This is a genomic window from Hymenobacter guriensis (genome assembly GCF_015773195.1).
Classification (GTDB): Bacteria; Bacteroidota; Bacteroidia; order Cytophagales; family Hymenobacteraceae; genus Hymenobacter; species Hymenobacter guriensis.
In genome coordinates this window covers 142619-167847 of record NZ_JADWYK010000007.1, presented here as the reverse complement: position 1 = coordinate 167847, position 25229 = coordinate 142619, and the positions used below count along the sequence as shown (strand labels likewise).

Annotated in this window: 23 protein-coding genes and 1 tRNA gene; 14 read left to right on the top strand and 10 right to left on the bottom strand. The window is 58.5% G+C overall.

Going from position 1 to position 25229, the window contains the following annotated elements; translation table 11 throughout:
• Positions 1-41 precede the first annotated feature (41 nt).
• A complete protein-coding gene (locus tag I5L79_RS13190; protein WP_196955524.1) occupies positions 42-710 on the top strand; it encodes a 3-hydroxyacyl-CoA dehydrogenase family protein in 669 nt (222 codons plus the stop codon).
• 70 nt (positions 711-780) lie between these two features.
• Here I5L79_RS13190 and glmS read toward each other — a convergent pair whose 3' ends face one another.
• The 3 genes from glmS to I5L79_RS13175 all read right to left on the bottom strand — a co-directional run bounded on the left by glmS (position 781) and on the right by I5L79_RS13175 (position 5044).
• A complete protein-coding gene (gene glmS / locus I5L79_RS13185) occupies positions 781-2616 on the bottom strand; it encodes a glutamine--fructose-6-phosphate transaminase (isomerizing) (RefSeq protein WP_196955523.1) in 1836 nt (611 codons plus the stop codon).
• A 105-nt stretch (positions 2617-2721) separates the two neighbouring features.
• Positions 2722-4248, bottom strand: coding sequence for a DUF4270 family protein (locus tag I5L79_RS13180; RefSeq protein WP_196955522.1), 1527 nt, complete (start codon positions 4246-4248; stop codon positions 2722-2724).
• On the bottom strand, positions 4232-5044 hold the full coding sequence (locus I5L79_RS13175; RefSeq protein ID WP_196955521.1) for a glycogen/starch synthase: 813 nt from the start codon (positions 5042-5044) through the stop codon (positions 4232-4234). Before I5L79_RS13175 ends, I5L79_RS13180 begins: the two co-directional genes overlap by 17 nt.
• 128 nt (positions 5045-5172) lie before the next feature.
• Between I5L79_RS13175 and panC the strand changes: the two genes are divergently transcribed.
• The 7 genes from panC to I5L79_RS13140 all read left to right on the top strand — a co-directional run bounded on the left by panC (position 5173) and on the right by I5L79_RS13140 (position 11361).
• A complete protein-coding gene (gene panC / locus I5L79_RS13170; RefSeq protein WP_196955520.1) occupies positions 5173-6024 on the top strand; it encodes a pantoate--beta-alanine ligase in 852 nt (283 codons plus the stop codon).
• 106 nt (positions 6025-6130) lie between these two features.
• A complete protein-coding gene (gene panD / locus I5L79_RS13165; protein WP_196955519.1) occupies positions 6131-6478 on the top strand; it encodes an aspartate 1-decarboxylase in 348 nt (115 codons plus the stop codon).
• Positions 6479-6600: 122 nt separating this feature from the next.
• Positions 6601-7635 (top strand): lysylphosphatidylglycerol synthase transmembrane domain-containing protein, encoded by a 1035-nt coding sequence (locus I5L79_RS13160; RefSeq protein WP_196955518.1) that lies wholly within the window; start codon positions 6601-6603, stop codon positions 7633-7635.
• Between the two features lie 64 nt (positions 7636-7699).
• Complete coding sequence (gene rfaE2 / locus I5L79_RS13155) at positions 7700-8182, top strand: D-glycero-beta-D-manno-heptose 1-phosphate adenylyltransferase (RefSeq protein WP_196955517.1); 483 nt, start codon at positions 7700-7702, stop codon at positions 8180-8182.
• 59 nt (positions 8183-8241) lie between these two features.
• On the top strand, positions 8242-8934 hold the full coding sequence (locus tag I5L79_RS13150) for a zinc metallopeptidase (protein ID WP_196955516.1): 693 nt from the start codon (positions 8242-8244) through the stop codon (positions 8932-8934).
• Between the two features lie 204 nt (positions 8935-9138).
• Positions 9139-10278, top strand: a complete 1140-nt coding sequence (locus I5L79_RS13145; protein WP_196955515.1) for an acyl-CoA dehydrogenase — start codon at positions 9139-9141, stop codon at positions 10276-10278.
• Positions 10279-10434: 156 nt separating this feature from the next.
• Entirely contained in the window at positions 10435-11361 is a 927-nt protein-coding gene (locus I5L79_RS13140; RefSeq protein ID WP_196955514.1) for a helix-turn-helix domain-containing protein, read from the top strand.
• A gap of 142 nt (positions 11362-11503) precedes the next feature.
• Here the strand turns inward: I5L79_RS13140 and I5L79_RS13135 are convergent, their stop codons facing one another.
• From I5L79_RS13135 to I5L79_RS13125, 3 genes are read right to left on the bottom strand one after another with little or no spacing between them, the layout of a single operon-like run.
• Positions 11504-12265 (bottom strand): geranylgeranylglyceryl/heptaprenylglyceryl phosphate synthase, encoded by a 762-nt coding sequence (locus I5L79_RS13135; RefSeq protein ID WP_196955513.1) that lies wholly within the window; start codon positions 12263-12265, stop codon positions 11504-11506.
• Positions 12243-12995 carry a hypothetical protein gene (locus tag I5L79_RS13130; protein ID WP_196955512.1) on the bottom strand — a complete coding sequence of 251 codons (753 nt, stop codon included), beginning with the start codon at positions 12993-12995 and terminating at the stop codon, positions 12243-12245. Before I5L79_RS13130 ends, I5L79_RS13135 begins: the two co-directional genes overlap by 23 nt.
• Before the next feature lie 9 nt (positions 12996-13004).
• Positions 13005-13382, bottom strand: a complete 378-nt coding sequence (locus I5L79_RS13125; RefSeq protein ID WP_196955511.1) for a phage holin family protein — start codon at positions 13380-13382, stop codon at positions 13005-13007.
• Between the two features lie 156 nt (positions 13383-13538).
• Here I5L79_RS13125 and I5L79_RS13120 point away from each other — a divergent pair, with 156 nt between their 5' ends.
• A complete protein-coding gene (locus I5L79_RS13120; protein ID WP_196955510.1) occupies positions 13539-14687 on the top strand; it encodes a J domain-containing protein in 1149 nt (382 codons plus the stop codon).
• A gap of 8 nt (positions 14688-14695) precedes the next feature.
• Here I5L79_RS13120 and I5L79_RS13115 read toward each other — a convergent pair whose 3' ends face one another.
• The 3 genes from I5L79_RS13115 to I5L79_RS13105 all read right to left on the bottom strand — a co-directional run bounded on the left by I5L79_RS13115 (position 14696) and on the right by I5L79_RS13105 (position 17819).
• Complete coding sequence (locus I5L79_RS13115) at positions 14696-16252, bottom strand: FAD-dependent oxidoreductase (protein ID WP_196955509.1); 1557 nt, start codon at positions 16250-16252, stop codon at positions 14696-14698.
• Between the two features lie 117 nt (positions 16253-16369).
• Complete coding sequence (locus I5L79_RS13110) at positions 16370-17482, bottom strand: fatty acid desaturase family protein (RefSeq protein ID WP_196955508.1); 1113 nt, start codon at positions 17480-17482, stop codon at positions 16370-16372.
• A 264-nt stretch (positions 17483-17746) separates the two neighbouring features.
• Positions 17747-17819 (bottom strand) — tRNA-Phe (locus I5L79_RS13105).
• Between the two features lie 166 nt (positions 17820-17985).
• Between I5L79_RS13105 and I5L79_RS13100 the strand changes: the two genes are divergently transcribed.
• The 5 genes from I5L79_RS13100 to I5L79_RS13080 all read left to right on the top strand — a co-directional run bounded on the left by I5L79_RS13100 (position 17986) and on the right by I5L79_RS13080 (position 24460).
• Positions 17986-19359, top strand: a complete 1374-nt coding sequence (locus tag I5L79_RS13100; protein ID WP_196955507.1) for a 4Fe-4S dicluster domain-containing protein — start codon at positions 17986-17988, stop codon at positions 19357-19359.
• Between the two features lie 152 nt (positions 19360-19511).
• The gene (locus tag I5L79_RS13095; RefSeq protein WP_185890103.1) at positions 19512-20366 is read left to right on the top strand and encodes a (Fe-S)-binding protein; all 855 of its coding nucleotides are present in this window, start codon (positions 19512-19514) and stop codon (positions 20364-20366) included.
• Between the two features lie 195 nt (positions 20367-20561).
• A complete protein-coding gene (locus I5L79_RS13090) occupies positions 20562-21068 on the top strand; it encodes a hypothetical protein (protein WP_196955506.1) in 507 nt (168 codons plus the stop codon).
• Between the two features lie 101 nt (positions 21069-21169).
• Positions 21170-23113, top strand: coding sequence for an OmpA family protein (locus tag I5L79_RS13085; protein WP_196955505.1), 1944 nt, complete (start codon positions 21170-21172; stop codon positions 23111-23113).
• 195 nt (positions 23114-23308) lie between these two features.
• Positions 23309-24460, top strand: a complete 1152-nt coding sequence (locus I5L79_RS13080) for a DUF4476 domain-containing protein (RefSeq protein ID WP_196955504.1) — start codon at positions 23309-23311, stop codon at positions 24458-24460.
• 260 nt (positions 24461-24720) lie between these two features.
• Here the strand turns inward: I5L79_RS13080 and I5L79_RS13075 are convergent, their stop codons facing one another.
• On the bottom strand, positions 24721-25188 hold the full coding sequence (locus I5L79_RS13075) for a DUF4293 domain-containing protein (protein WP_196955503.1): 468 nt from the start codon (positions 25186-25188) through the stop codon (positions 24721-24723).
• Between the last annotated feature and the right edge of the window lie 41 nt (positions 25189-25229).

Below are 25229 nucleotides of genomic sequence, written 5' to 3'. Positions count from 1 at the left end.
GGGGAAAGCCTATCTTTGAGCTAAAGTAAGCTGAAAAATTCATGCACCTGTTCATTGTGGAGGGCCTGCACGTGGCCGACGAGCTGCGCCGCAAGTTTGGCGAAACCCATACCTACGACTTCTGCCCCGCCGCGGCCGCCGACCTGCTCCCGCGCCTCGGTGCCGCCGATGTGGCCTTTGATCTGCGCGACTGGCCCGAGCTGCACTACGAAAAGCCTCGGCAGGCGCTGTTCTACAATACCACGGCTCGCAGCTTGGCGCAACTGTTCCACAACGAAGAGCCGCCATTCGGGCCGGTCTTCGGCTTCTGTGGTCTGCCCACGCTCATCGACCGGAAGCTGCTGGAGGTAAGCTTGTTCCGGCCTGATGATTCCATTAAGCTAGCAGAGGTATGCACCGCCCTGGGCTCTGATTTCCGGGTAGTGCAGGACCGCGTGGGGATGGTCACACCGCGGGTCATCTGTATGATTATCAACGAAGCGTGCTACACCCTGCAGGAAGGCACTGCTTCCGTCAAAGACATTGATTTGGGCATGAAGCTGGGTACCAACTATCCGCACGGCCCGTTTGCGTGGGCCAACGCCATCGGCGTAAGCCGGGTGTACGAAACCTTGGAAAATCTGTACCTCGACACCCACGACGAGCGGTATAAAGTCTGCCCGCTGCTCAAAACCATGTACCTGCGCAATGAGTCTTTCGAGTTGGGCTGATCCGTAAGGCAACAAACGTAAAAAGCCGCCCCGTGCTCACAGGGCGGCTTTTTCATGTATCTGTTACGGGTTACTCTACCGTTACGGACTTGGCCAGGTTGCGGGGCTGGTCTACGTTGCAGCCGCGCATTACGGCAATGTGGTAGGAGAGCAGCTGCAGCGGCACCACCGATACCAGCGGCATCAGCACTTCGCTTGTAGCCGGCACTTCAATAGTGAATTCAGCCATGCTTGGGATAGTGGTGTCGCCTTCCGTTACCACGGCAATGATGCGGCCTTTGCGGGCTTTCACTTCCTGGATGTTGCTTACTACCTTTTCGTAGGAGCTGTCCTTGGTAGCAATAACCACCACGGGCATGTTCTCGTCAATCAGGGCGATAGGGCCATGCTTCATCTCCGCGGCCGGGTAACCCTCGGCGTGGATGTAGCTGATTTCCTTTAGTTTGAGGGCGCCTTCCAGGGCTACGGGGAAGTTGTAGCCGCGGCCCAGGTACAGGAAGTTCGGCACGTCCTTGAACGTCTCCGAAATGCGCTCAATCTGGTCGTTCAGCAGGAGCGCCTTTTCCACTTTCGCGGGGATGCTGCTCAGCTCTACCATCAGCTCACGCAGCTTCGAGTCGGTGAGGGTGCCGCGCTTATGGCCCACAATCATGGCCAGCAGGGTAAGCACCGTTACCTGTGCGGTAAAGGCTTTCGTGGAGGCTACCCCAATTTCCGGGCCGGCGTGGGTGTACGCTCCGGCGTCGGTGGCGCGAGCAATACTGCTGCCCACCACGTTGCAGATCCCGAAGATGGTAGCGCCCCGGCTCTTGGCCAGCTCAATAGCGGCCAAAGTATCAGCCGTTTCACCGGACTGCGAAATAGCAATAACGATGTCGCGCTCCGTGATAATGGGGTTACGGTAGCGGAATTCCGAGGCGTATTCCACCTCCACCGGAATCCGGGCCAGGTCTTCCAGCAGGTATTCGGCTACCAAGCCAGCGTGCCAGGAGGTGCCGCAGGCCACGATGATGATACGGTCAGCATTTACGAACTTACGCTCGTAGGCCCGCACACCACCCATGTTCAGGTGGCCGGCTTCCAGCTCCAGGCGGCCCCGCATCGAGTCGAGGATAGAGCGGGGCTGCTCGAAGATTTCCTTCAGCATGAAGTGTTCGTAGCCGCCTTTCTCAATGCGGTCCAGCTCCAGTTCCAGCGTCTGGATGTACGGCGTCTGCTTAACGTCTTCCCGCGAGCGAATTTCCAGCTCACCGTTCTTGATAACCGCCAGCTCGTAATCATTTACATAGATTACCTCGTTGGTGTACTCAATGATGGGCGTAGCATCCGAAGCCAGGAAGAATTCGTCCTTGCCCACGCCAATCACCAGGGGCGAGCCTTTACGGGCCGCAATCAGCTGGTTGGGGTTGTCTTTGCTGAGCACGACAATAGCATAAGCGCCGACAACTTCGTGCAGGGCCAGGCGAACGGCTTCCTCCAGGGAGCAGCCGTTCTGCTTCTGGATTTCCTCGATCAGGTTGACGAAAACTTCGGTGTCAGTGTCTGAGTGGAACACGTGGCCCTGCTGCTGCAGGTGCTGCTTCAGCGCCGCGTAGTTTTCGATGATGCCATTGTGAATGATGGCAATGCGCTCCGAAGTGGAGTAGTGCGGGTGAGCATTTACATCGTTCGGCTCGCCGTGGGTAGCCCAGCGGGTGTGGCCCATACCAATGTTGGCGTGGGTGTCCTTTTCGGCGATAAACGCTTCCAGATCCGCTACTTTCCCTTTCTTCTTGTAAACGCTCAACTGGCCGTTGAGCAGCGCTACACCGGCTGAGTCGTAGCCGCGGTACTCAAGGCGGCGCAAGCCTTTAATAATGATAGGGCAGGCTTCACGATGCCCGATGTATGCTACAATTCCGCACATGGCAGTTTGAAATGAAAATTGACAACAGAAAAAAACGACTGGGGCCGGCCAGGCAAAAACCTTACCAGCCAACCAGCCGACAAAAATGCAACAAAAAAAGTTTGATTAGAGCCGCGAGTAGTAGACGCGAAGCTTAATGTTGTTAGCGTCCAATACAGCCCGGTTGAGCGTTAGGTTGTTGGCTATAGCTAAGGTTGTAGAAGAGGCATCTCCGTTGGTACGGGGCGTCACTAAATTGGAGAGCAGACGCGGCGAAGCCGTTAAGACAAAGCCTGCGGGTTTTTCGCCCAGCGTATTATTCAGGTACGCCTGGATATAGCTGGTTAACAGTACGCTGTAGCCTTTAGTGGCGGAGCCGGAGTCATAAAAGTCCACGGGGGCAGCGTTGCCGGAAGAGGTGGGGGAGAAGCCGCTTGCCTGCACTACCCGGTCTATCTCCTGGTTGTCGATAACGCGCGTTAAAATTTGGTTGTTTTTGTTGACTTCGTACAAGAAAGCCTGCAATGGATACGCAAACCGGGCATTGGCGTAAGGCCTGGCCGGAATGATGAGCTCGGCTCGGTTAACCACAATGTTCTTCTGCTGGGCCAATTCCGCCAGACCACTCACGTAGAGCTTGGTAGCTATGCCTGTGCCTTCCTGTAGATACGTCAGGCCATTGGTATTGGCCGACGGTACAGAATCCTTGTCAGATACTAGCGTAGCCAGTGCACCATTAAGCTGCGTGGTAAGCTGCGTGAAATAGCGGGGCGCGTTTGGATCCGGCTGCCCGGTAGCGCTGCTGCTGGAAGCATTGGCGTACCGGATGATATACGTGCGTTTTATGGGCACATCTGGCTGCTTGGTTTTACCGGCCCGGTAATAAACAATGGCCCGGGTGGCAGTGGTGCGGCCAAAACGCAGAATGCTGCTCGCGTAGCTTGCATTAGGCTGCAAGGAAAAGCCTGGCAGCAAATTATTAAGTGCGGCCTGATTGAAGCCAGGGGTATTGAGCGCCGTAAACAGAGCCGTCGTAAAAGCGGTGCTCTGTCCACTCTTTACCAATGGGAGCCGAATGACGTTCAAAGGGCCCGCATCTACAATTTTAGTCGTCGTGTCCGTAGTAGAAGACGGGTTTACACGCTGCCGGGCCATCTGTCTGCGGTTGGTTTTGACCGCTACATTCGTGGCCAGCGCTACGTCAGTTGGCAAAGAGCTGGAAGAGTTATAGGTTGTGCGGCTGTCCAGGGGCGCGGCCAGCTTATACACATCGAAGCGGGGAGCCACGGTGGTTGGGCCATAGATCTGGTCGAACCCAAAGTACAGAACCACGGAGTCGAGCTGCGCCCCCGTAAACAGGGCCGGAATGGAATCGTTGCTTACCTGTGCCTCAAAAAACGTGCGGGCAGTGATAGTACCGAGCGTGGCGTCCTGAAGGCGCCCCACAAGGTAATGATTGCGACCAGTAGTAGGCAGCGAATCCTGCTGAATAGTGGAGGCCGTGACGGCCAGGTCTTTGAACTCAGTGGTCAGTGGGGTGGAGCCCGGAAGCTCCAGTCCTACTGTATTCGGGTCTTCACAGGCGGTGAGCAGCAGAGAAGCGGAAAAGAAAATGGCTGCCGCCCGCTGGAAGGACCTAGTTGGCCAATTCATTATACAGCGCGTAGTAAGAGGTAAGCAGGGTATCATCGGCCGCTACCTGGCTGATGCACCGTTTCTGGGAGTACTCGTTGAACAGCGCGTTCAGGTTGTCGCTGAAATCCTCGTCCGATTTCACCACGGAGTCGGCGTACTGCATCCCAATTTTGATGAACCCACCAAAGTCAGCCGATTTCAGCTGCTCCAGCATTTCATCATCGATGTCCAGCATTTTGGCCTTCTCGATGATGTCGCCTTCGAATTTGTGGGCAAACTCGTTGTTGTAAATCGTGAAAATCGACTTGGCATCCTTGAAAATCGGGTCCTTTTTGTAGGTCGTTTTCAGGTACATCGGAATCAGGCCCGTCATCCAGTCATTGCAGTGAACGATGTCGGGGGCCCAGCCCAGCTTCTTCACCGTTTCGAGCACGCCCTTGCAGAAGAAGATAGCCCGCTCGTCGTTGTCGGCGTGGAACTGGTTGTTTTTATCAACCAGCACCGACTTGCGGTGGAAGTAATCCTCGTTGTCGATGAAGTATACCTGCAGCTTCGCGTTCGGAATAGATGCCACCTTGATAATCAGCGGCTTTTCTTCCTCGCCCACGGCAATGTTGATACCCGAGAGGCGCACTACTTCGTGCAGGCGGTTCTTGCGTTCGTTGATAATGCCAAAGCGTGGGACGAAAATCCGAATTTCCATGCCCATTTCCTGCATTCCCTGGGGCAGCATCCGCAGAAACTCCGCTACCTTGGTCGTCTGCAAAAACGGATTGATTTCCGTGGCAGCATAGAGTATTCTCAGCTTAGACATACAGCTTCCTGGGGTTTTTAATGGGAGGACACACTTTTGGATGCACAAAATTAAACAATTTTAGGCGAAAATTCAATGTAACCCGCCCGAGCGTTGCCATTGCAATGATGAAGCGGCCTTGTTTGTCTATGGAGATTCTGCAAACCGCAGCCGGGTTGCAAGACCGCACCGAATTGTGGCGGCGGGCCGGCTTGCGTATTGGGCTGGTGCCTACCATGGGTGCCCTGCACCAGGGGCACCTGCAATTGGTGCGCGCTGCTGCTCAGCAAAACGATGTGGTGGTGGTCAGCCTGTTCGTGAACCCCACCCAATTCAACAACCCCGAGGACTTCCGGCTGTACCCGCGCCTGCCCGAGGCCGATGCCAAGCTGTTGGCCGGCACGGGCTGCACGGCGCTGTTTGCCCCCTCGGTGGAGGAAATGTACCCGCAGCCCACGCTGCTGCGCTTTGATTTCGGAACCCTAGAGCGCGTGATGGAAGGCGCGCACCGGCCCGGGCACTTCAACGGCGTAGCTACGGTCGTAAGCAAGCTGTTTCACCTGAGTCGCCCGCACCGGGCCTATTTCGGGCAGAAGGATTTGCAGCAGGTTGCCGTGGTCCGCCAGTTGGTGCAGGACCTGAGCTTCAACTTGGAGCTGGTGGTCTTCCCGACGGTGCGCGAAAAAGACGGGCTGGCCATGTCCTCGCGCAACCGGCGCCTCTCGCTGGAAGCGCGGGCCGTGGCCCCGCACCTGTACCAGGCTCTCACGCTGGCCCGCACCCTCATCGAGCAGGAGCAGACGGTAGCTGAAGTACAGCGGCAAACCACCGAGTTTCTGCAGCAGCAGCCGGCCATTGAGCTGGAGTACTTCGATATCAGCGACGCCCGCACGCTGCAGCCGCTGGCCTCCGAGCGGCCGGCCAGCGGCCCGGTGGCGCTCTGTCTGGCGGCCTGGCTGGGCGGCGTGCGGCTGATTGATAACGTGGTGGTAGAACGGTGAAGTGGTGAATGAGTGAAGTAGGCATACCTCCTGCATGTCTACTTCACTCACTTGCTCATTCCCCAATCGTATCTTTGCGGCCGTTTTCTCATTCCACCCGGCTTCCATGCATATCGAAGTTCTCAAGTCGAAGATTCACCGCGTTAAAGTAACCCAGGCCGAGCTGCACTACGTGGGCAGCATCACCATTGATGAAGACCTGCTCGACGCCGCCAACATGGTGGAAAACGAGAAAGTGACCATCGTGAACGTGAACAACGGGGAGCGGTTCGAAACCTATATCATCAAAGGAGAGCGGGGCTCCGGCATGATTTGCCTGAACGGGCCCGCCGCCCGCCGCGTGGCCGTCGGCGACATCATCATCATCATTTCCTACGGCCTGGTTGATTTTGCCGAAGCCCGCCAGCACCAGCCTACCATCATCTTCCCCGACCAGCACAACCGCCTGGGATAAGGCCGGAGTGGCTGGTTGCATGGCTCATGGCTGTATGGCTGAATGGGTGTTGGAGTAGACTGCCGTACGCAGTCGTTTGACAATTTAACCCTATAGCCATTCAGCTATACATTCCCCTGTTCGTGAAGAAGCTTCTCAATATTCTTAAGTACGTGCTGTTGCTCGCCTTCTCGGCGGTGCTGATGCGCTACGCCGTGCGGGGGCAGGATCTGAGCCTGGTAGGCCGCTACATGCGTGAGGCCAATTACTTCTGGCTGGGCTTTACCATGGTGCTGTCGGCACTGGGCTACTTCAGCCGGGCCTACCGCTGGAAAATGCAGCTGGATGCTACCAACGCCAAGCAAACCGCCACTTACTGGGACGTGTACCATGCCATGATGGTGGGCTACCTAGCCAACATGGTGCTGCCGCGGATGGGCGAAGTTATCCGGTGCTCGGTGTTGCGGCGTACCAGCGGCGTACCCGTGCAGGTGGCGCTGGGCTCGGTCATCACGGAGCGCGTTATCGATGTGCTGGTGCTGCTGTGTTTGATCGGGGCCACCGTGCTGGTCGATTTTAACCGCTTCCGGGCATTTGTGTTGAGCTTGTTTTCAGATAAGTACGACTCCCTGGCCCGCAGCCAGCAGACGCTCCTGGTGGCCGGTGGCCTGCTGCTGCTTATCGGGCTGATTACACTGTACGTGCTCTACCGCAACCTGGAGCGGCTGCGGCAGTTGGCGTTGTTCAACAAGCTGGAGCGGTTCGTGCGCGGCTTGCTCGATGGTGTTTTCAGCATCCGCAAGCTTGCGCACCCAGGGCTGTTTCTGCTGCACACGCTGTTTACCTGGCTGGTCTACTACCTCATGGATTACCTGGCCTTCTTTGCCTTCCCCGAAACGGCGCAGCTAAGCATGGCTGCAGGGCTGGGGGTGCTTACCTTCGGCGCTATTGGCATGGCCACGCCGGTGCAGGGCGGTATCGGCGCGTTTCATCTGATGGTGCAAAGCACGCTGCTGGTGTACGGCATCAGCAAGGAGGCGGGCATTGCATACGCCCTGGTGGTGCACGGCTCCCAAACCCTGCTGGTGGTGCTCATGGGTGGTATCAGCTTTGTGGCCAGCATGGTCAAATCGGGGCGGACGGCGCAGCCGCTGGCGGCGGGTAACCAGCCTGGTTAGCCTCCCACGTACAACACACTCAACGACATTCCGTCAGGCAGCTGGCGGCATCAGCTACGGGCTTATGTGGAGCAAAGACAAGATTGTGAGCCGCGCCGCGCTGCCGGCCGTGGTAGCCCAATGGAAAGCGGAAGGGCAACGCGTGGTGTTCACCAACGGCTGCTTCGACCTATTGCACCTGGGCCACGTCGACTACCTGGAAAAGGCCCGCCACCTCGGCGACCGGCTGGTCGTCGGCCTCAATACCGATGCCTCCGTAAGCTGCCTCAAGCCCGGCCGCCCTTTGCAGGACGAAATGTCACGGGCGCGCATCCTGGCGTCGCTTTTGTTTGTGGACGCCGTGGTGCTGTTCGACGAGCAGACCCCGCTGCAGCTGATCGAAACCGTGCTGCCCGATATCCTGGTGAAGGGCGACGACTACGCCATCAGTGGAATTGTGGGTCACGAAGTGGTGTTGCAGCATGGCGGGCAGGTGCTTACGGTGCCGCTGGTAGCGGGCTACAGCACCACGCGCATCGTCGAGCGAATCCGCCAGCTGGGCGACTAGCCGGGAGCAAGTGGCTGCCGGTAGCATAGTTCCCGTTCACGCTTTTTCTTTCCTGAACCATGTACTCTACCGGTCCCCTCTACCTGATACTGATCCTGGCCACGGTGGCTGGCATGATCATCCAGTGGCGCCTGCGCAGCAAATTCACCCAGTACTCACAGATTGGCCTGCAGTCGGGTCTCTCGGGCAAGCAGATTGCCGAGCTGATGCTGGCCGATCACGGCATTACCGATGTGCGCGTTATCAGCACCGAAGGACGCCTTACTGACCACTACAACCCCGCCGATAAAACGGTAAACCTGAGCGAGGAGGTGTACGCCGCCCGCAGTGCCTCGGCCGCGGCAGTGGCTGCCCACGAGTGCGGGCACGCTGTGCAGCACGCCACGGCTTATGCGGCGCTGCAGTTCCGCTCGGCTATGGTGCCGGCCCTCAGCGCGGTGTCCCGGTTTATGCCGCTGGTGCTGCTGGCCGGGGTGATACTGCTGCGCACCACGCCAATTCCGCTAGGCGTAGGCATCGTGCTGTTTTCGCTTACCACGCTTTTCTCCTTTGTTACGCTGCCGGTGGAGTTCGACGCTTCCAAGCGCGCCCTGGCCTGGATTGACAAGCGCGGTATTGTAACCCCGCAGGAGCATAGTATGGCCAAAGACGCGCTTTGGTGGGCCGCTATGACGTACGTGGTAGCAGCGCTCAGCTCCCTGGCCACGCTGCTTTATTACGTAAGCATCTTCGGCAGCCGCGACCGGCGCTAATCTTTAACGCAGTTGGTTTGTTGCCGCTATGGAGCGCCTGACTTCCCATACAAGTCGGGTAGCAAGCGTGGGTGGCCGAAATATTCGGCATGCTGCGTAATCTACGATTTCTAAGAAGTAATTTTGACAGCCGGTAGCTCCGCCACCACTCAGTTGTGGCTACCGGCCTGCTCTTTTCCCAATTCCCACCCACGTACCTTTTACATGAATTTTCAGCTCACTGAAGAACAATTGGCCGTGCAGGCCGCAGCCCGCGACTTTGCTCAGAACGAACTATGGGCCGGCGTGATTGAGCGCGACGACCAGCAGAAATTTCCCACCGAGCAAGTCAAGAAAATGGGCGAGCTGGGATTCATGGGAATGATTGTAAGCCCCAAATACGGCGGCGGCGGTATGGATACGGTCAGCTATGTGCTGGCTATGGAAGAAATTTCCAAGGTTGATGCTTCCTGCTCCGTTATCATGTCGGTAAATAATACCCTGGTATGCTGGGGCCTGGAAAAGTACGGTACTGAGGAGCAAAAGCAGAAATACCTGACCAAGCTGGCCACTGGCGAAATGATTGGCGCCTTCGCCCTGTCGGAGCCCGAAGCCGGCTCTGACGCCACCAGCCAGCGTACCACCGCTGAGGACAAAGGCGACTACTACCTGCTGAACGGTACCAAAAACTGGATTACCAACGGCACCACCGCCTCGGTATACTTGGTGATGGCTCAAACCAACCCCGAGCTTAAGCACCGCGGCATCAACGTGCTTATCGTGGAGAAGGGCATGGAAGGCTTCCAGACCGGTCCCAAGGAAAACAAGCTGGGCATCCGCGGCTCTGATACCTGTTCCCTCATGTTCAACGACGTGAAGGTGCCCAAGGAAAACCGCATCGGCGAAGATGGCTTCGGCTTCAAGTTCGCCATGCAGGCGCTGGCTGGCGGCCGTATCGGCATAGCGGCGCAGGCCCTAGGTATTGCCTCGGGTGCCTACGAACTGTCGGTGAAGTATGCCAAGGAGCGGAAGGCGTTTGGCGTGCCTATTTCCCAGCACCAGGCCATCCAGTTCAAGCTAGCCGATATGGCAACCAACATTGATGCTGCCCGTCTGCTCTGTCTGCAGGCCGCCCACGATAAGGATGCACACCTCGACTATGCCAAATCGGGGGCTATGGCTAAGCTGTTTGCTTCCAAAACAGCTATGGACACCGCCGTAGAGGCGGTGCAGATCCACGGGGGATATGGTTTTGTGAAGGAGTATCACGTGGAGCGCATGATGCGTGACGCCAAAATCACCCAGATTTATGAGGGTACTTCCGAGATTCAGAAAATTGTAATCTCGCGGGAAATCCTGAAATAAGCGTCGAATTGCCTAAAAGTCAGATTCATTGCACTAAACCCAGCTATTTTTTTGGCTGGGTTTAGTTTTTGTGAATTTTTATATCTTGTTTTGTATTGTATACATCCGGGCTGCAACTGCCCGTTTCCCTGCAAGCAACCCAACAAGTAGAGGTTTATGGAAGATTACAATAAAGTGATTGAGTCGCTCGGGGTTCGCTACATCAAAGCGAAGAACCTGGTACTGCAGCAGCCTTTCACTGTGCGCAATTCATACGACGTTGGCAACAACCTCATTCTGCTGCATAAAGGCCGCCTGAGTTTCGGCGACGACGAGCAGCAGAACGTGGAAGAAGGCGAAATGCTCTTTATTCCCGGGGGCCGCGCCACCAAAGTAACGTATGGCGACGCCGCTGGCAAGGTCATCACCAACGACGACCTGATCAGCAACAAGGATAAGTTCTTCCATTCCAACTCTGATCTGGACCTCATCGGTGATGCCGAAGAAAGCCACTCGTTTGTAAGCTTTGAGGCCAAGGTATTCGACTCGGTGAATTTTTTCGCCTCGCTCGACGTGCCGGCCTTTCTGATTACCGGCAACTCCAAGCTGGCTAATCTGGTCATCAAGGTCGTAGAAGAAAGCCTGCAGGAACTGCCCGGTCGGGAGCGGCTCATCACGATATACACTGAGAATATTGTGGTGGAAATCGTGCGCTACATCCTGAAAAACAAGATGTTCGTGGAGCAGCTGGCTACCAACAGCACGTACTTCAAGGACCCGCGCCTCATCGACCTGTTCAACTACATCAAGGAGAACCTGGGCGGCGACCTGTCAAACAAGGTGCTATCAGGGGTGGCCAACGTGTCGGAAGATTATGTAGGGCAGTACTTCAAGATGCTCACCGGCATCAACCCGCAGGACTACATCGAGTATCAGCGCATGGAGCGTGCTGTATTCCTGCTACGCACCACCAAAAAGAGCATCCGTGATATCGGCAAGGAAGTGGGCTATAAGGACACGGCGTACTTCTGCCGCCGCTTCAAGATGATGTTCGGCATTCCGGCCGGCAAGATGCGCCGCCGCGAGTCGGCCATGAACATCTAACGACGGAACCACGGATTCCACGGATTTTGTAGTCGGCGCGGTTCCAATTGGAGCAGAAAACAAAAGGGCTTGCCTTCCGGCAAGCCCTTTTTTATCGTCTACAAAATCCGTGGAATCCGAAAAATCCGCGCGAATCCGTGGTTCAGACGGTCACTTGATTGTAGGAGTGCACTACCCGCGAAACCTCTGCCAGGAATCCGGGGTCTTTTTCAATCTGGTTGCCGACCACAATGACATCAGCGCCGGCAGCCAAAGCAGCCTGGGCTTTTTCGGGCGTGTTGATGCCACCCCCTACGATAATAGGCACTTCCACAGCTTGGCGCACCGCCTGAATCATGGCCGGAGAAACGGGGTACATGGCCCCGCTGCCACCATCGAGGTACATCAGGCGCAGGCCTAGCTGTTCGCCGGCCATAGCAGTACAGGCCGCAATGGCCGGCTTGTCGTAGGGCAGGGGCGTGGTGCCGCTGATATAGCTGGCCGTGGTCTGGCGGCCGGTATCTACTAGCATGTAGCCGGTAGGTAGGATCTGCAGGTTGCTGGCCCGCAATAGCGGCGCGGCAATAACGTGCTGGCCGATCAGAAACTCCGGGTTTCGGCCCGAAATCAGGGAAAGGAGCAGAATACCGTCGGCGGGGCCTTCCAGGTGCAGGCTGTGGCTCGGGAACAGCAGTACCGGCACCGTAGAGCGGGACTTTATCAACTGAATGAGGGTAGCCTGATGAGAATTCATCACCAGGCTACCCCCTACAAAAAAGTACTCAACGGAATGCTGCGCGGTCAGCTCCAGCAGGTGTTGGCAGCCGGCTTCGTCCAGGTTGTCCGGATCGAGCAGGACAGCCAGCGACTTGCGGCCTTGCGCGCGGCGGGTGCTAAGCGTCTCATACAGGCTGTTGTGGCGCATTCGCGTCGTCGTGGTGATACGTAAAGTCGATATCCTGCGTCGTGGCCTCATTGGCGGGCGACGTTGCAAGGTCGGGATTTTTGTCCGATGGTAGATATTCCCCGATTTTTTTCGCCACGTAAGCCATCAGCACGGCCGAAATCTGTGCAATCAGCATCTTACCCGTATCCGACTGCAGAAACGAGTGGAAGGCCTCGGCCACAATAGAAGAAGCGGCATCCGAGCCCGGCGCGGCTACGGGGGGCCGCCGCGTGGCCGGCGTGCTAGACGAGGCAAAGTTTACCGGCTGAAACGGGTCGGCATCGGTGTGGTACACGTCGGGAGCCAGGTGGGCGCGGTCATGGGTGGCAGCGTGGTAGCCGGCCTGCGCGCCCCGGTCGTTTTGATGATGGCCTACCCCAAAGCCCAGGTCATCGGCCACCGCTTCATCAACAGCCGAACGGCGGGCCGGGGCGGGGCGGGAAGAGTGGCTGGCGCGGTGCAGGTGCCGGGCGTATTCGTCTTCTTCCTCGTCCTCATCGGGCGAGTATTTGGGCTTGGAGCGCAGTGCCTTGGCAATCAGCCAGATGCTGCCGGCCAGGCCTGCACCAATAAGAGCAAACTTGCCCACGCGCTGGCTTTGCTCCTTGATATTTTCCACGTCGCCCAGCAGGGCACGCTCGTATTCCAGCTTCTGGCGCTCCAGAAACTCTTTTTCGTCCTCGAACAGGGGATTGTGCAGATCAGCCATAGCAGCAGCTTACGCTTGACGTTTGTCGGATTTGTAGATGGTATTGCTGAGGGTTTTATCGGCTAGGCTCTGAAACAGCTTCTTATCCACTCCTACGATGAAGATAATGAGCAGCAGCAGGTAAAAGCCCGCTACAATACCAAAACCCCAGTACGAGCTGTCGAGAGCTTCATTGAGCGCCAGGCCGGCGAAAACACTTAGAAACACGAGAAACATGAGCCCGATAATGGCCATGGTGAGGCCGTGGGCTGTGCCTACGAAGGCTACTTTTACTTTTTCCTGAACCTCGAGCCGTACCAGGTCGATGCGGGTGTCGAGGTAGCCCATCAGGTTTCCCATCAGGCTGTCGTTGCGGGGCGTTTTGGATGCGTCGTCGTCGTAAGCCATGCGGCAGCGAGGAATTAGTAGAACATCAGATGACAGAAAACCAGCTCAACCATAAACAAGACGGTCGAACTGGAATGGAACTTCATACGGAAAACCCTGTTCAACGTCTAGGTTCGCCCGGAAAAATGGCGTACTTGTTGCCCCGAGTCCTGCCCCTTGAGCCAGAATCATTACCACGTACTTGGCGTGTCGCCCACAGCCACCCGGCTGGAAATCAAGCAAGCGTATAAGCAGCTGGCTTTGCGCTACCATCCCGACCGGCACCAGGGAGATACCCGCTACGAGGAGTTGTTCAAGCAAATCAGCATTGCCCACGGAATTCTGGCCGACCCCGCCCGCCGCGCGGCCTACGACCAGCAGCTGTGGCGCGAAGCTCAGCAGATCGAGCAAGCCCGCCGTCAGCAGCAGTTCCGGCACCAGCATCAGCACATCTACGGGGCACCGCCGCCGGCCGCCGGCCCCGTGCGCACCCGCCGGCCGGCTTCTTCGGCAGAACGACACTACCGGCCCATTCCGCGCCAGAAAACGCGTTTCACCCGCCGCGACTACCTGCTTACCTTCCTCTTTGTAGCGCTGCTGATAGCTTTCATGCTTTCCGTGAAGCTGACGATGGACCACGTAACCGCCCGTAGCAACTACGAAGACGGCCTGAAAGCCTACACGGAGCAGCAATGGAGCACGGCACACAGCTACCTGTCAGCTGCTATTCACTTCAAGCCCAACTATCCCGAAGCCCATCACCGCCGGGGCGAAATCGAGCAGCTGGCTTACCACGACTACCAGGCCGCGCTGGAAGACTACACGGTGGCGATACAGCAGGAGGAAATGGCCACGCCGCGCCGCGCCCGGCTGTGGTGGCGCATGGGCCAATGCTACGCGGCCGTTGGGCAATCCGGCAAGGCGCTACGGAGCTTCAACCAGGCGCTGGCCGCCGACTCCACGCAAACCGGAGCCTGGCTTGACCGGGGCGAGTTGCGCTTGTTTGAGCAGCGGCAGTTTCAGCCGGCCATCCTGGATCTAACTACCGGCCTGCGCCAGCGTGCAGCTCAAGGCAAAAGCCCGTCGGGCCGCTTCCTCACGTACCGCGGGCTGGCTTGGTTTAAGTTGGGTGAGTTTCAGGCTGCTCGCGCCGACTACCAGCAGGTGCTGCTAAACCAGCCGCGGAACGGACAGATTTACTTTCTGTTGGGCCGGTTGGCGGAGGCTCAGCAGAACCGCGCCGCCGCCTGCGAGTTCTTCGGGCGCGCCGCCCGCCTGGGTTACCTGTATGCAGAAGAGGCCCGGCTGAAAACGCCTTGCCTGTAGCCAGGGCATTACTTCTCTATAGCACCCAAATCTGAATTGGCGGGGCCCATCAGGAGCTTGCCGTAGGCGTCGAAGCGGGAGCCGTGGCAGGGGCAGTCCCAACTGCTTTCCAGCCCGTTCCAATGAACCACGCACCCCAAATGCGGACAAATTGCCGAGCATTCGTGGGTCTGGCCGGCCTTGTCTTTGTACACGGCCACTTTGGTAAGGCCGCGCCGGAGTACGGCACCCGAGCCTGCCGCAATTTCCTCGTCATTTGCCACGTCACCACCGGTGAGTAGTTCCGTGTATTCCGCCGCCACGTTCACGTTCTCCCGCACAAATTCCTTGATAGACTCGGGCTTCAACGTGATGCGGCCTGGGTCATAGAGCTTTTCCCAGGGGTTAGGCTGGTCTAGAATCAGGTCCCGAATGAGCATAGCGCCCAGGGTGGCGTGTGTCATGCCATGACCCGAGTCGCCGGTGATGATGTACACATTGTCTTTATCCAACGGATTACGGCCGGCGTAGGCTAGGCCATCCGTGGGTTCCATCACCTGCCCCGACCAGCGAAAATCGATGCTCGTGATTTGCGGAAAATGCTCCCGCGTCCAGTCTTCTAGGCATTGCAACCGCTCGGCGGGGTTGGCTTCCTGGCCGGTTTTGTGGTCCTCACCGCCCACAATTAGCAGGTCGTCTCCCTGGTTGGGGTCTTCCTGCAGGCGGATATAATGGTAGGGGTCGGCCGTATCCCAGTACAAAGCCTGTGTAACAGAGCCTTTGGGTACGCGAGCCGCCAAGGCATATGTGCGGTAGGGAGCCTGCTTGGTGTGCATCACCACCCGGTCGTTGAAGGGCGTATTGGTGGCAACGACAATAGCCCCGGCAGTTACTTCTTGGCCGGCTGTTGTCGTCACGCGGGCAGTGCTGCCGCCTTCCACCGCTTCCACGTGCGTGTGGGTGAAAATCTGCCCGCCCTGGGCCGTAATGGCAGCTACGAGACCGTGGAGGTATTGCAGAATATGGAACTGGCCTTGCTCGGGAAAGCGTAGGCAGGGGCCGGTATGGAAGCCGGGAGTGCCCGAGTCGCGCAGCTTTTTCACCGATTTCAGGCCGGCCCGATGCGCGGCTTCCAGCTCTTCGTCCAGTTCCTGCTCTGTACCATCGGCCGGCAAAAACAGGTAGCCATTGAGGCGGGTGAAGCCACAGGCTATTTTCTCGGTCAGGACGATTTTCTCGATTTCGGCAATGGCCGCCGTATGGCTTTCGGCTGCCAGCCGGGCGCCTTCCTCCCCAAACAGCTGCTCCAGCGTGGAGTATCGGTCATCGAGGGCATTGGAAAGGTGGGCCGTGGTACGACCGGATTCGCCGCTGGCTATTTCCCCGTCTTCCAGCACCACCACCTTTTTGCCGGCCTTGCCCAGCAGGTAGGCAGTAGTCAGGCCTGCTATGCCTGCTCCCACTACCACTACATCGGCCGTGGTACTCTGGCGAAGCGGCTTAAAGGTTGGCAGCGGGTCGGCAGTCGGGAACCAGACGGATTGCGTGGTGCCGGACGAGCGGGCAGGAGTGAGGCGAGCAGCCATAGCAGACAGGAATAGGTTTCCTGTGCTTACGCCCGCCGGGAGGCATAGTTAACGTCGAGCTTACTTCTGCCTTATGATATATGATATCAGAACCAGATACCGATTTCTGAAGTCAGCTTAGGCGTAGGCCCGCACTTTTTCCAGCGCATAGGCTTCCTTGCCCAGCTTGCGCAGCACGCGGTAGTGGGAGCGAAGTGCCATGAAAAAGGTCCGGTTTTCCAGGTAAGGCAAGCCAAACTCGTGGGCCGTCTGCTTCACGATGCCCGAAATGGCCGGGTAGTGGATATGGCAGATTTTCGGGAACAGATGGTGCTCGATCTGCTGGTTGAGGCCACCGCAGAGAAAATGCGCCAGCGGACTGGTTGTGGAGAAGTTGGCTGTGGTGCGCATCTGGTGAGCGGCCCAGGCTTCGCGCATATCGCCGGTTTCGTCGGGCACCGGAAACTCAGTGCCTTCTACCACGTGCGCCAGCTGAAATACCAGGCCCAGCACCAGGCCTTCCACGAAGTGCATCAGCAGAAAGCCCAGCACAAACTGCCACCACGTAATATCGAGCACCACCAGCGGCAGCACAATAAACAGCACGTAGTAGAGGGCTTTGTAGAAAAACAGGTTGAAATACTCCTGGCGCGGATGCTTTCGGTTGTCGTGCTGGCCGATCTTGTCCTTGAAGAATTTCAGATAATCCTTGCGCAAAACCCACGACAGCGAGGCCAGCCCGTACAGGAAAAACGCGTAGAGGTGCTGGTAGCGCTGCACCCGGTTCACCGGCTCGTCCTCCGACAGCCGCACCAAACCCGGTGCTACTTCAATGTCCTCGTCGTGGCCCGGAATGTTAGTGTAGGTGTGGTGCACCACATTGTGCGTGATGCTCCACATGTAAGGATTGGCCCCGATGAGGTTGAACAGCAGGCTGAAAACTTTATTTACCCGCTTGTCGGCCGAGAAGGAGCCGTGAATGGCGTCGTGGCACACATTGAAGCCGATAAAGGCGCTGAACGCGCCCAGCAGCCCCGCCAGCAGCGCCATGCCGCCCAGCCCGAATTGCCCGGAAATCAGCAGCGCATAAAAAACCACGAAGCTGGTCAGGTAGAACGCCGTTTTGGCCCACATAGCGCCGTTGGCGTGCTTGGAAAGGCCATTGGCCTGAAAATGGGCTTCTACCCGCTGGCGTACCGTGGCGAAAAAAGCAGATTGGGTGGTGTTGGTGAATCGAACTTGCTGAGCCATGTGGAGAGTAAGGTGCAGTACAGCAGCGCAGGCCACTCATCCACAAAATTGCGAAGATGTCGTTGCCAAGCGGCAACATATAACTCTTCAACCGAAACCCGACAGGAATAGTACCCGGCCGGAAAAAGAATTTGCGTTGGTATCCGGCAGGCTCACCTGTTTTGGGCGGGCAGATCTACGAAAAAAGCCGCAGAGTCAGAATAGCCGGGTTTATCCGGAAGAAATAAAAAAGCCCTCTTTGCAGGCTGCAAAGAGGGCTTTCCGTGGTAATGGTTGGAATCGAACCAACGACACCAGCATTTTCAGTGCTGTGCTCTACCAACTGAGCTACATTACCATCTTCCCGCAAAAGGCCCGTATGGCCGTTGGGGAGCACAAAAGTAGTAAACCAATTTCAACCTGCAAGCCGTAGGGTAAAAAAATCTTTCCGGCCGGAAAAAGACGGGATTTGTTATGCATACCGAGTATATTTCGGCCTAAACCCCAAACCTACCCATTTCTCCGTGCACTTTTCTATTCAAAACATCCTCTTCCTGCTGGTGGCGGTGGCAGGCTTCGGCCTATTTGCCTGGCAAGTGCGGAAGATTCGGGCCAATATCCTCGTCGGGCGCGACCGGGACATGAGTGGCCACGTGAATGAGCGGCTGTGGAAAACCCTGCTGGTAGCCTTCGGGCAGCAGAAAATGTTCAAGCGCCTCACGCCGGCCATTCTGCACCTCATCGTGTACATCGGCTTTATCGTCATCAACATCGAGGTTATTGAGATATTGATTGACGGTATTTTCGGCACGCACCGGGTGCTGAGCTTCCTGGGCCCGCTGTACTCGCTGCTCACGGGCACCAACGAAGTGCTGGGGGCGCTGGTGGTGCTGGCCGTGGCGGCTTTGTGGTGGCGGCGCAATGTAAAAGGCGTGCGGCGCTTTACCGGCCCGGAAATGCGCGCCTGGCCCCGGCTCGATGCCAACGTCATTCTCTACATCGAGGTGGTACTGATGATGGCCCTGTTCACCATGAACGCCGCCGACCTGAAGCTGCACGGCGCCAGCCTGCCCGGCGCTTTTCCCGTCAGCCAGTTCCTGACAGGCCTGCTGCCGGATAGCCCAACGGCTCTGCATGTGCTGGAGCGCGTGGGCTGGTGGGCGCACATTGTAGGCATTCTGCTGTTTCTGAACTACCTGCCTTCGTCCAAGCACTTTCACATCATTATGGCTTTCCCGAACGTGTACTTCTCCCGGCTGGTGCCGCAGGGGCAGTTCTCGAACGTGGACAGCATCACTCACGAGGTGAAGGCCATGATGGACCCTTCTTACCAGGTGCCCGCCCCCGCCACGGAGCCCGATGGCTCAGCCGCCGCGCCCACGCCTTTCGGGGCCAAGGACGTGAATGACCTGGCCTGGACCAACCTGCTGAATGCTTACTCCTGCACCGAATGCGGCCGCTGTACCTCGGTGTGCCCGGCCAATATCACCGGCAAGCTGCTTTCCCCGCGCAAAATCATCATGGACACGCGCGACCGGGTGGAGGAGAAGTACAACGCCCCGCTGATCTTCAACCCCAACCTCTACGGCAAGGAAGCCAAGCACGACCCGCAGGAGCAGCTGGACCGCGAAAACCACACGCTGCTGCGTGGCTACGTGACGCCCGAGGAGCTCTGGGCCTGCACCACCTGCAACGCCTGCGTGGAAGCCTGCCCGGTAAACATTAATCCCCTGGAAAGCATTGTGGAAATGCGCCGCTTCCTGGTGCTGGAAGAGTCGGCCGCGCCCAACTCGCTCAACGTCATGTTCTCCAACATCGAGAACAACGGCGCGCCCTGGGCCTTCTCGCCCTCCGACCGCTTCAACTGGGCCGACGACCTGTTTGTAGCGGAAAAGTAGTAAGTATTGGGTAATGAGTACTGAGACACTCATATTTTGGTGTCTGTGCTTCACTCAAACCATTGCTGCTCCTCTTTCCCTTGTCTCAATACTCAATACTCACTACGATAATGGCTGAGTTAACTGCCAAGCGCCAAGTAAGTGTTCCGATGATGGCTGATCTGGCCGCGCGGGGCGAAACGCCGGAAATTCTGTTCTGGGTAGGCTGCGCCGGCGCCTTCGACGACCGGTACAAGCGCGTGACGCGGGCTTTCGTGCGCATTCTGGAGCACGTGGGCGTAAACTACGCGGTGCTGGGCATGGAAGAAAGCTGCACCGGCGACCCGGCCAAGCGGGCTGGCAACGAATTCCTGTTTCAGATGCAGGCCATGCAGAACATTACCACCCTCAATGGCTACGGCATCAAGAAGGTGGTAACGGCCTGCCCGCACTGCTTCAACACCATCAAGAACGAGTACCCGGCGCTGGGCGGTGAGTACGAGGTGATTCACCACAGCACCTTCCTGCAGCAGCTCATCAACGAAGGCAAGGTGAAGGCCGAGGGCGGGGAGTCATTCAAGGGCCGCCGCATTACCTTCCACGACTCCTGCTACCTGGGCCGCGCCAACAACATCTACGAGGCGCCCCGCGCCGTGCTGGAAGTGCTGGACGCCGACCTGCTGGAAATGAAGCGCTGCAAAACCAACGGCCTCTGCTGCGGTGCCGGCGGCGCCCAGATGTGGAAAGAGCCCGAGCCCGGCAAAAAAGACATCAACGTGGAGCGCGCCGAGGAGGCCCTGGCCACCCTGGACGGTGACGCCGACGTGCTGCTGAACCTGCAGGGTGTGGAAAGCACCGCCCCGGTGCTGCCCGCCGGCTCCAACCGCGGCGGCAGCGTTATTGCCGTAGCCTGCCCGTTCTGCATGACTATGATGGCCGACGGCGTGAAAAACAAAGAGCGGGAATCGGACGTGCAGGTGTTTGACCTGGCCGAGCTGATTGCCTCCGCCGAAGGCCTGAACGCGTAATAGTGCTTAGGCTGTTATATCATCTGAAAGCAGAGCAACCTAAGCACTACGCACTAACAACTAAGCACTAATAACAGCCCCGCGCCGGAACTTCCGGCCGGGGCTGTTTCTTTGTAGTAAGATGGGTGATTCAACAGGCTGCTTTCCGGCCGCCTATCCGTCACATCCGTTTTTCATCCGTAAAATCTGAGGTCCGTGTACGTTCCCTTCGACCAATTGCCCGCCTCGGCGCGCGTGTGGATTTATCAGGCCAACCGGCCTTTCACCGAGGCAGAAATAGCCGCCGTGCAGCCGGCCTTGCGGCAGTTCGCCAAGGAGTGGACCAGCCACGGCCGCACCCTGGCCGCCTCCGCCGAAGTCCTGCACGGGCAGTTTCTGGTGATTGGGCTGGATGAGGCCGTAGCCGATGCCAGTGGCTGCTCTATTGATGCCTCCGTGCGCTTCGTGCGCGGGCTGGAAGAAGGGCTGGATATTCAGCTGCTAGATAAGGCCCGGCTGGCGTTTCTGCTTGATGGGCAAGTGCAACTGCTGGACCGGCTGGCTCTGCGCGCCGCCGTAGCGGAGGGCCGCCTTCAACCCGATACTCCCTACTTCAATAACACCGTGGCCACGTACGCTGACTTGCAGCAGCAGTGGCCCGCGCCAGCCCGCGCTACCTGGCTGGCCCGGTATTTCGCGGCGGCGGCAACCCCGCCAGCCTGAGCGCGGTACAATCCTGTCCAAACTGCTTATACTTGCCCGGCGGCGGCCAGCGTTACCTGCCTGAGTGCAAGCTTCAGCCCGACCTTTTTTCTTCTATTCCTATGCGGAAATTTCTAATCCTATGCGCGGCGGCCGGCACCACGGGGTGGCTGAGCGGCTGCAGCGCCTCGGACCAGCTCACCAAGGCCGACCGGCGTTTTGTGCGGGGGGAGTACGAGGAGGCTATTCCCCTCTATAAGGCCGATGTGAAAAAGGGCAAGCGCACCGCGTTTTCCAACTTCCGCATTGCGGAATCCTACCGCCTGTCCAACCGCATCGAGCAGGCTGAGGACTATTACAACTCGGCCATTGGCGGCGGGGTGAAATCCAACGACGCCAAGTTCTACTACGCCGAAGCCCTGAAAGCCAACGGCAAATACGAGGAGGCTACCACGCAGTTTGAAGCCTACGCCCAGAACGGAGCCAACGCCAAGCTGGTACCCCGCGCCGAGCTGGAAGCCAAAAACACCAAGCTGGTACCCGAACTGCTGGCCCAGCGCACCAACAACGAAGTGCAGGACTTGGACTCGGTGAACTCGCCTTCTTCGGACTTTGGCGCGACCATACTGCCCACTACCAAGGAGCTGGTGTTTGCCTCGGGCCGCGACGGGAAGAAATATCTGGGCAACGGGGAAGGCTTCAACGACCTGTACGCCGTAACGCTGGCGGCCGAGCCGCAGCTAACGGGTGGCCACACCATTCGTCGCCTGGAGCCCGTGTTCAACACCGCCGATAAGCACGAGGCCAGCGCCACCTACTCGCCCGATGGCAAGACGATGGTGTTTGCCCGCTCCAACAACGGCACCAAGAAGCAGGCCAAGGAAGGCTACCAGAGCGTGGACCTGTTTGTGTCGTACTTCCGGGGAAATGAGTGGACGGAGCCGGTGCTGGCGCGGGGCCTCAACAGCAAAACCGCCGACGACTTCTCGCCCGCCTTCTCGCCCGACGGCCGCACGCTGTACTTTTCTTCCAGCCGCACCGGCGGCAGCGGGGGCAATGACCTTTATAAGACTACGCTGGAAGAGGGCAACCGCTTTTCGACTCCCGAAAACCTGGGCGACAAAATCAACACGCCCGGCAACGAGAACTTCCCCGCAGTGGCACCCGATGGCACGCTGTACTTCTCCTCCGACGGGCACCCCGGCCTGGGCCGGCTCGACATCTTCCGGGTAGAGAAGGGCGCGGTGAAAAACGTGGGCGCCCCTATCAACAGCACCGCCGATGACTTTGCGCCCTTCTTCACGGCCAAAGATGCGGGCGTGTTTTCGTCCAACCGCAGCGGCGGCAAAGGCTCCGATGACCTGTACCTGTTCCGCCGCAAGCCCCTGAAGCTGGTCACGCTCTTCGCCGACGGCACGCTGCTGGAAAAAGACGCCAAAACCGGCGAAACCAAGCCCTTGGCGGGCGAGGAGGTGGCCCTGCTGGGCCGCAACGGCCAGCGCCTGCAAACCACGCAGTCGGGTCCCGATGGCAAGTTCAGCTTCAAGCTGGATACAGCCAGCACCTACGCGCTGGTGGCCGACCGCCCGGGCTACTTCACGGCCCGCCAGAGCCTGACCACGGTGGGCAAGGTGCCCACGCAGGATGAGCTGCCCGCCCCGCAGAACGACATCAAGTTGCCCGTGACGCTCACCCTGGATAAGATTGTGGTGAACAAGGCCATTGTGGTCGAAAATATCTTCTACGACTACGATAAGTGGAACATCCGGCCCGATGCCGCTCTGGAGCTGGATAAGCTGGTGCAGACGCTGGTGGACAACCCCAAAATCACCATCGAGCTCAGCTCCCACACTGACTCCCGTGGCAAGGACGCCTACAACCTGAGCCTTTCGCAGAAGCGGGCCCAGTCGGCGGTGAACTACATTATCTCCAAGGGCATTGCCAAGAGCCGCATTACGGCCAAAGGCTACGGCGAAACCCGGCCCGTGCTGAAAAATGCCCGCACCGAGGATGAGCACCAGCGTAACCGCCGCACCGAGTTTAAGGTGACGCGTATTTCGCAGTAACGTGCAGGATTTTTTCTTGAGCTGAAAACGCCCGATACGCTCTGTATCGGGCGTTTTTTGTGAAGATGCCGGGCGAAATCAGTCGGCGCAGGCGCGCGCCAACAGCCGGGCGGACGGGAAAGTTCCGGGTTGGCATAATCCTTGGAAAAAGCTCCGGCAAGGGCCAGCTACACGGCCCGGCTTATCCGCTCTGCCATGAAAAAGGCCCTACTTCTCTGCTGCAGCTTCCTGCTATGGGCTGCGCAACTTCTCGCCGCCCCGGCCAACGTCAACTTTATTTCGGAGCGCGGGGTGCCCTTCAAGCTCATCTTCGATGGCAACCTGCTCACCCGCCGGGTAGCGCGGGAAGTGTACCTGGACCGGGTGCAGCCCGGCTCCCACTGGGCCGAGTTCCGGTTGCCAGCTGGCCGCGGCTACGTGAAGTACCGCACCCGCGTGTTTCTGGAAGCCGGCTACGAATCGAGCTACGTGCTGGTGACGCGCCAGGGCTACCCACCCGTGCTGCGCAAAGCCTCGGCGGTGCCCATGCGGGGCCCCTGGCGCCGTAACCCGCACTACAACGACTACCCCGGCCCCTACGGCAACTCCGACGCGGGCTACGACAGCCGCAACGACGACCGTGACGGCAGCTACGACAACCGCGACCAGGACCGCGACGGACGCTACGACGACCGGGATGACCAGCGAGATGATGATCGGCGTGACGACCGGCGCCCCGAATACTCCGGCCGCTACCGCACTCTCATGAATGCCGCCGACGTGGATGCGCTGCTCCGCGTGCTGAAAACCAAGGCCTTCGACAAAGACAAGCTGCCCATTGCCCAGGAAGCCCTGGCCCAATCGGCCATCCGCACAGAGGAACTGAAGCGCCTGCTACGCGGCTTCGATTTCGAGAGCCAGCGCCTGGAAATGGCCAAGTACGCCTACGACCACGTGGCCGACCCCCAGAACTTCTACCAGGTGTATGAGCTGTTCAACTTCGACTCCAACGTGAAGGAGCTGCAGCAGTATAGCGCCCAGAGCCGCCCCACCGACGACTACCGCGGCAACTACCGCTCCACCATGACGGTGGCCGAGGTAGATGCCCTGGCCCGGGCGGCCGAGCGGCAGGCCTTCGATAAAGACAAGCTGAGCATCATGCAGGATGGGCTGGCTCGCACTGCCCTGCGCACCGAGGACCTCAAGCGCCTGCTGCGTGTGTTCAGCTTTGAGGATCAGCGCGTGGAACTGGCCAAGTACGCCTACCCCCGCCTCACCGACTCCCAGAACTTCTACCAGGTGTACGAGCTGTTTTCCTTCCGCTCCAACGTGGACGCGCTGCAGGACTTCGTACGTCAGCAGCGGTAGCTACCGGGGGTTGAACAGCATCTTCACCGGTGCGGGATGCTTTCGCAGGGGTGCCGAAGAGCCCTTCACCGATGAAGGGTGGCTTCGGACCCCTGCGGAAGCATCCCGCACCGGTGAAGACAGCCTAAATACTCCTGTTAAAGTATCCTGCACCGGTGCGGCTACTACCGCAAACACAAAACAGGGCCTTCCGGCAACTGGAAGGCCCTGTTTTGTGTTTGCGGTATTGGAGGCGGGACTTACCCCCGCCGTTGGCCTCGTTACCGCAGGCGGTCCATGCTGCGCACCAGCTTCTCGTCGCGGCGGATAAAGCGGTTGGCCAGCACGTTGAGCAGCAGCGCCAGCGTAGGCAGGTAAAAGCCCGCCTCGAAGGTGCCGGGCACTTTGATGTTGAGCAGCCGCTCCCCAATGCCGGAGTAGTAGAAACCCGCGCCGATGGTGCTCATGATGAGCAGCAGGTTGAAGGTGCCAATCTGCTGCTGGCGGAGGCGGTTGCGGAACTGAAATATTTCAAACACGGCCAGGGCCGCGGCCGCCACGGCCAGCGCCGCAATAGGCCAGGTGCTGGTAGTGGGCCCCTGCCCCTTGGTGAAGGCTAATTGGGTGGCCGTCAGCACCACTTCGTTGCCGGTGAGTGGGTCGGTCTTCGACCAGATGGGCAGAAAAACGACGCTCAGCATGGCCAGCGCCAGCAACAGAAGGAATACGCTTTGAATTCTTTGTATCATCTTTGTGGGTTGATTGAATCGACAGGGTCCCGGCCGCGCCG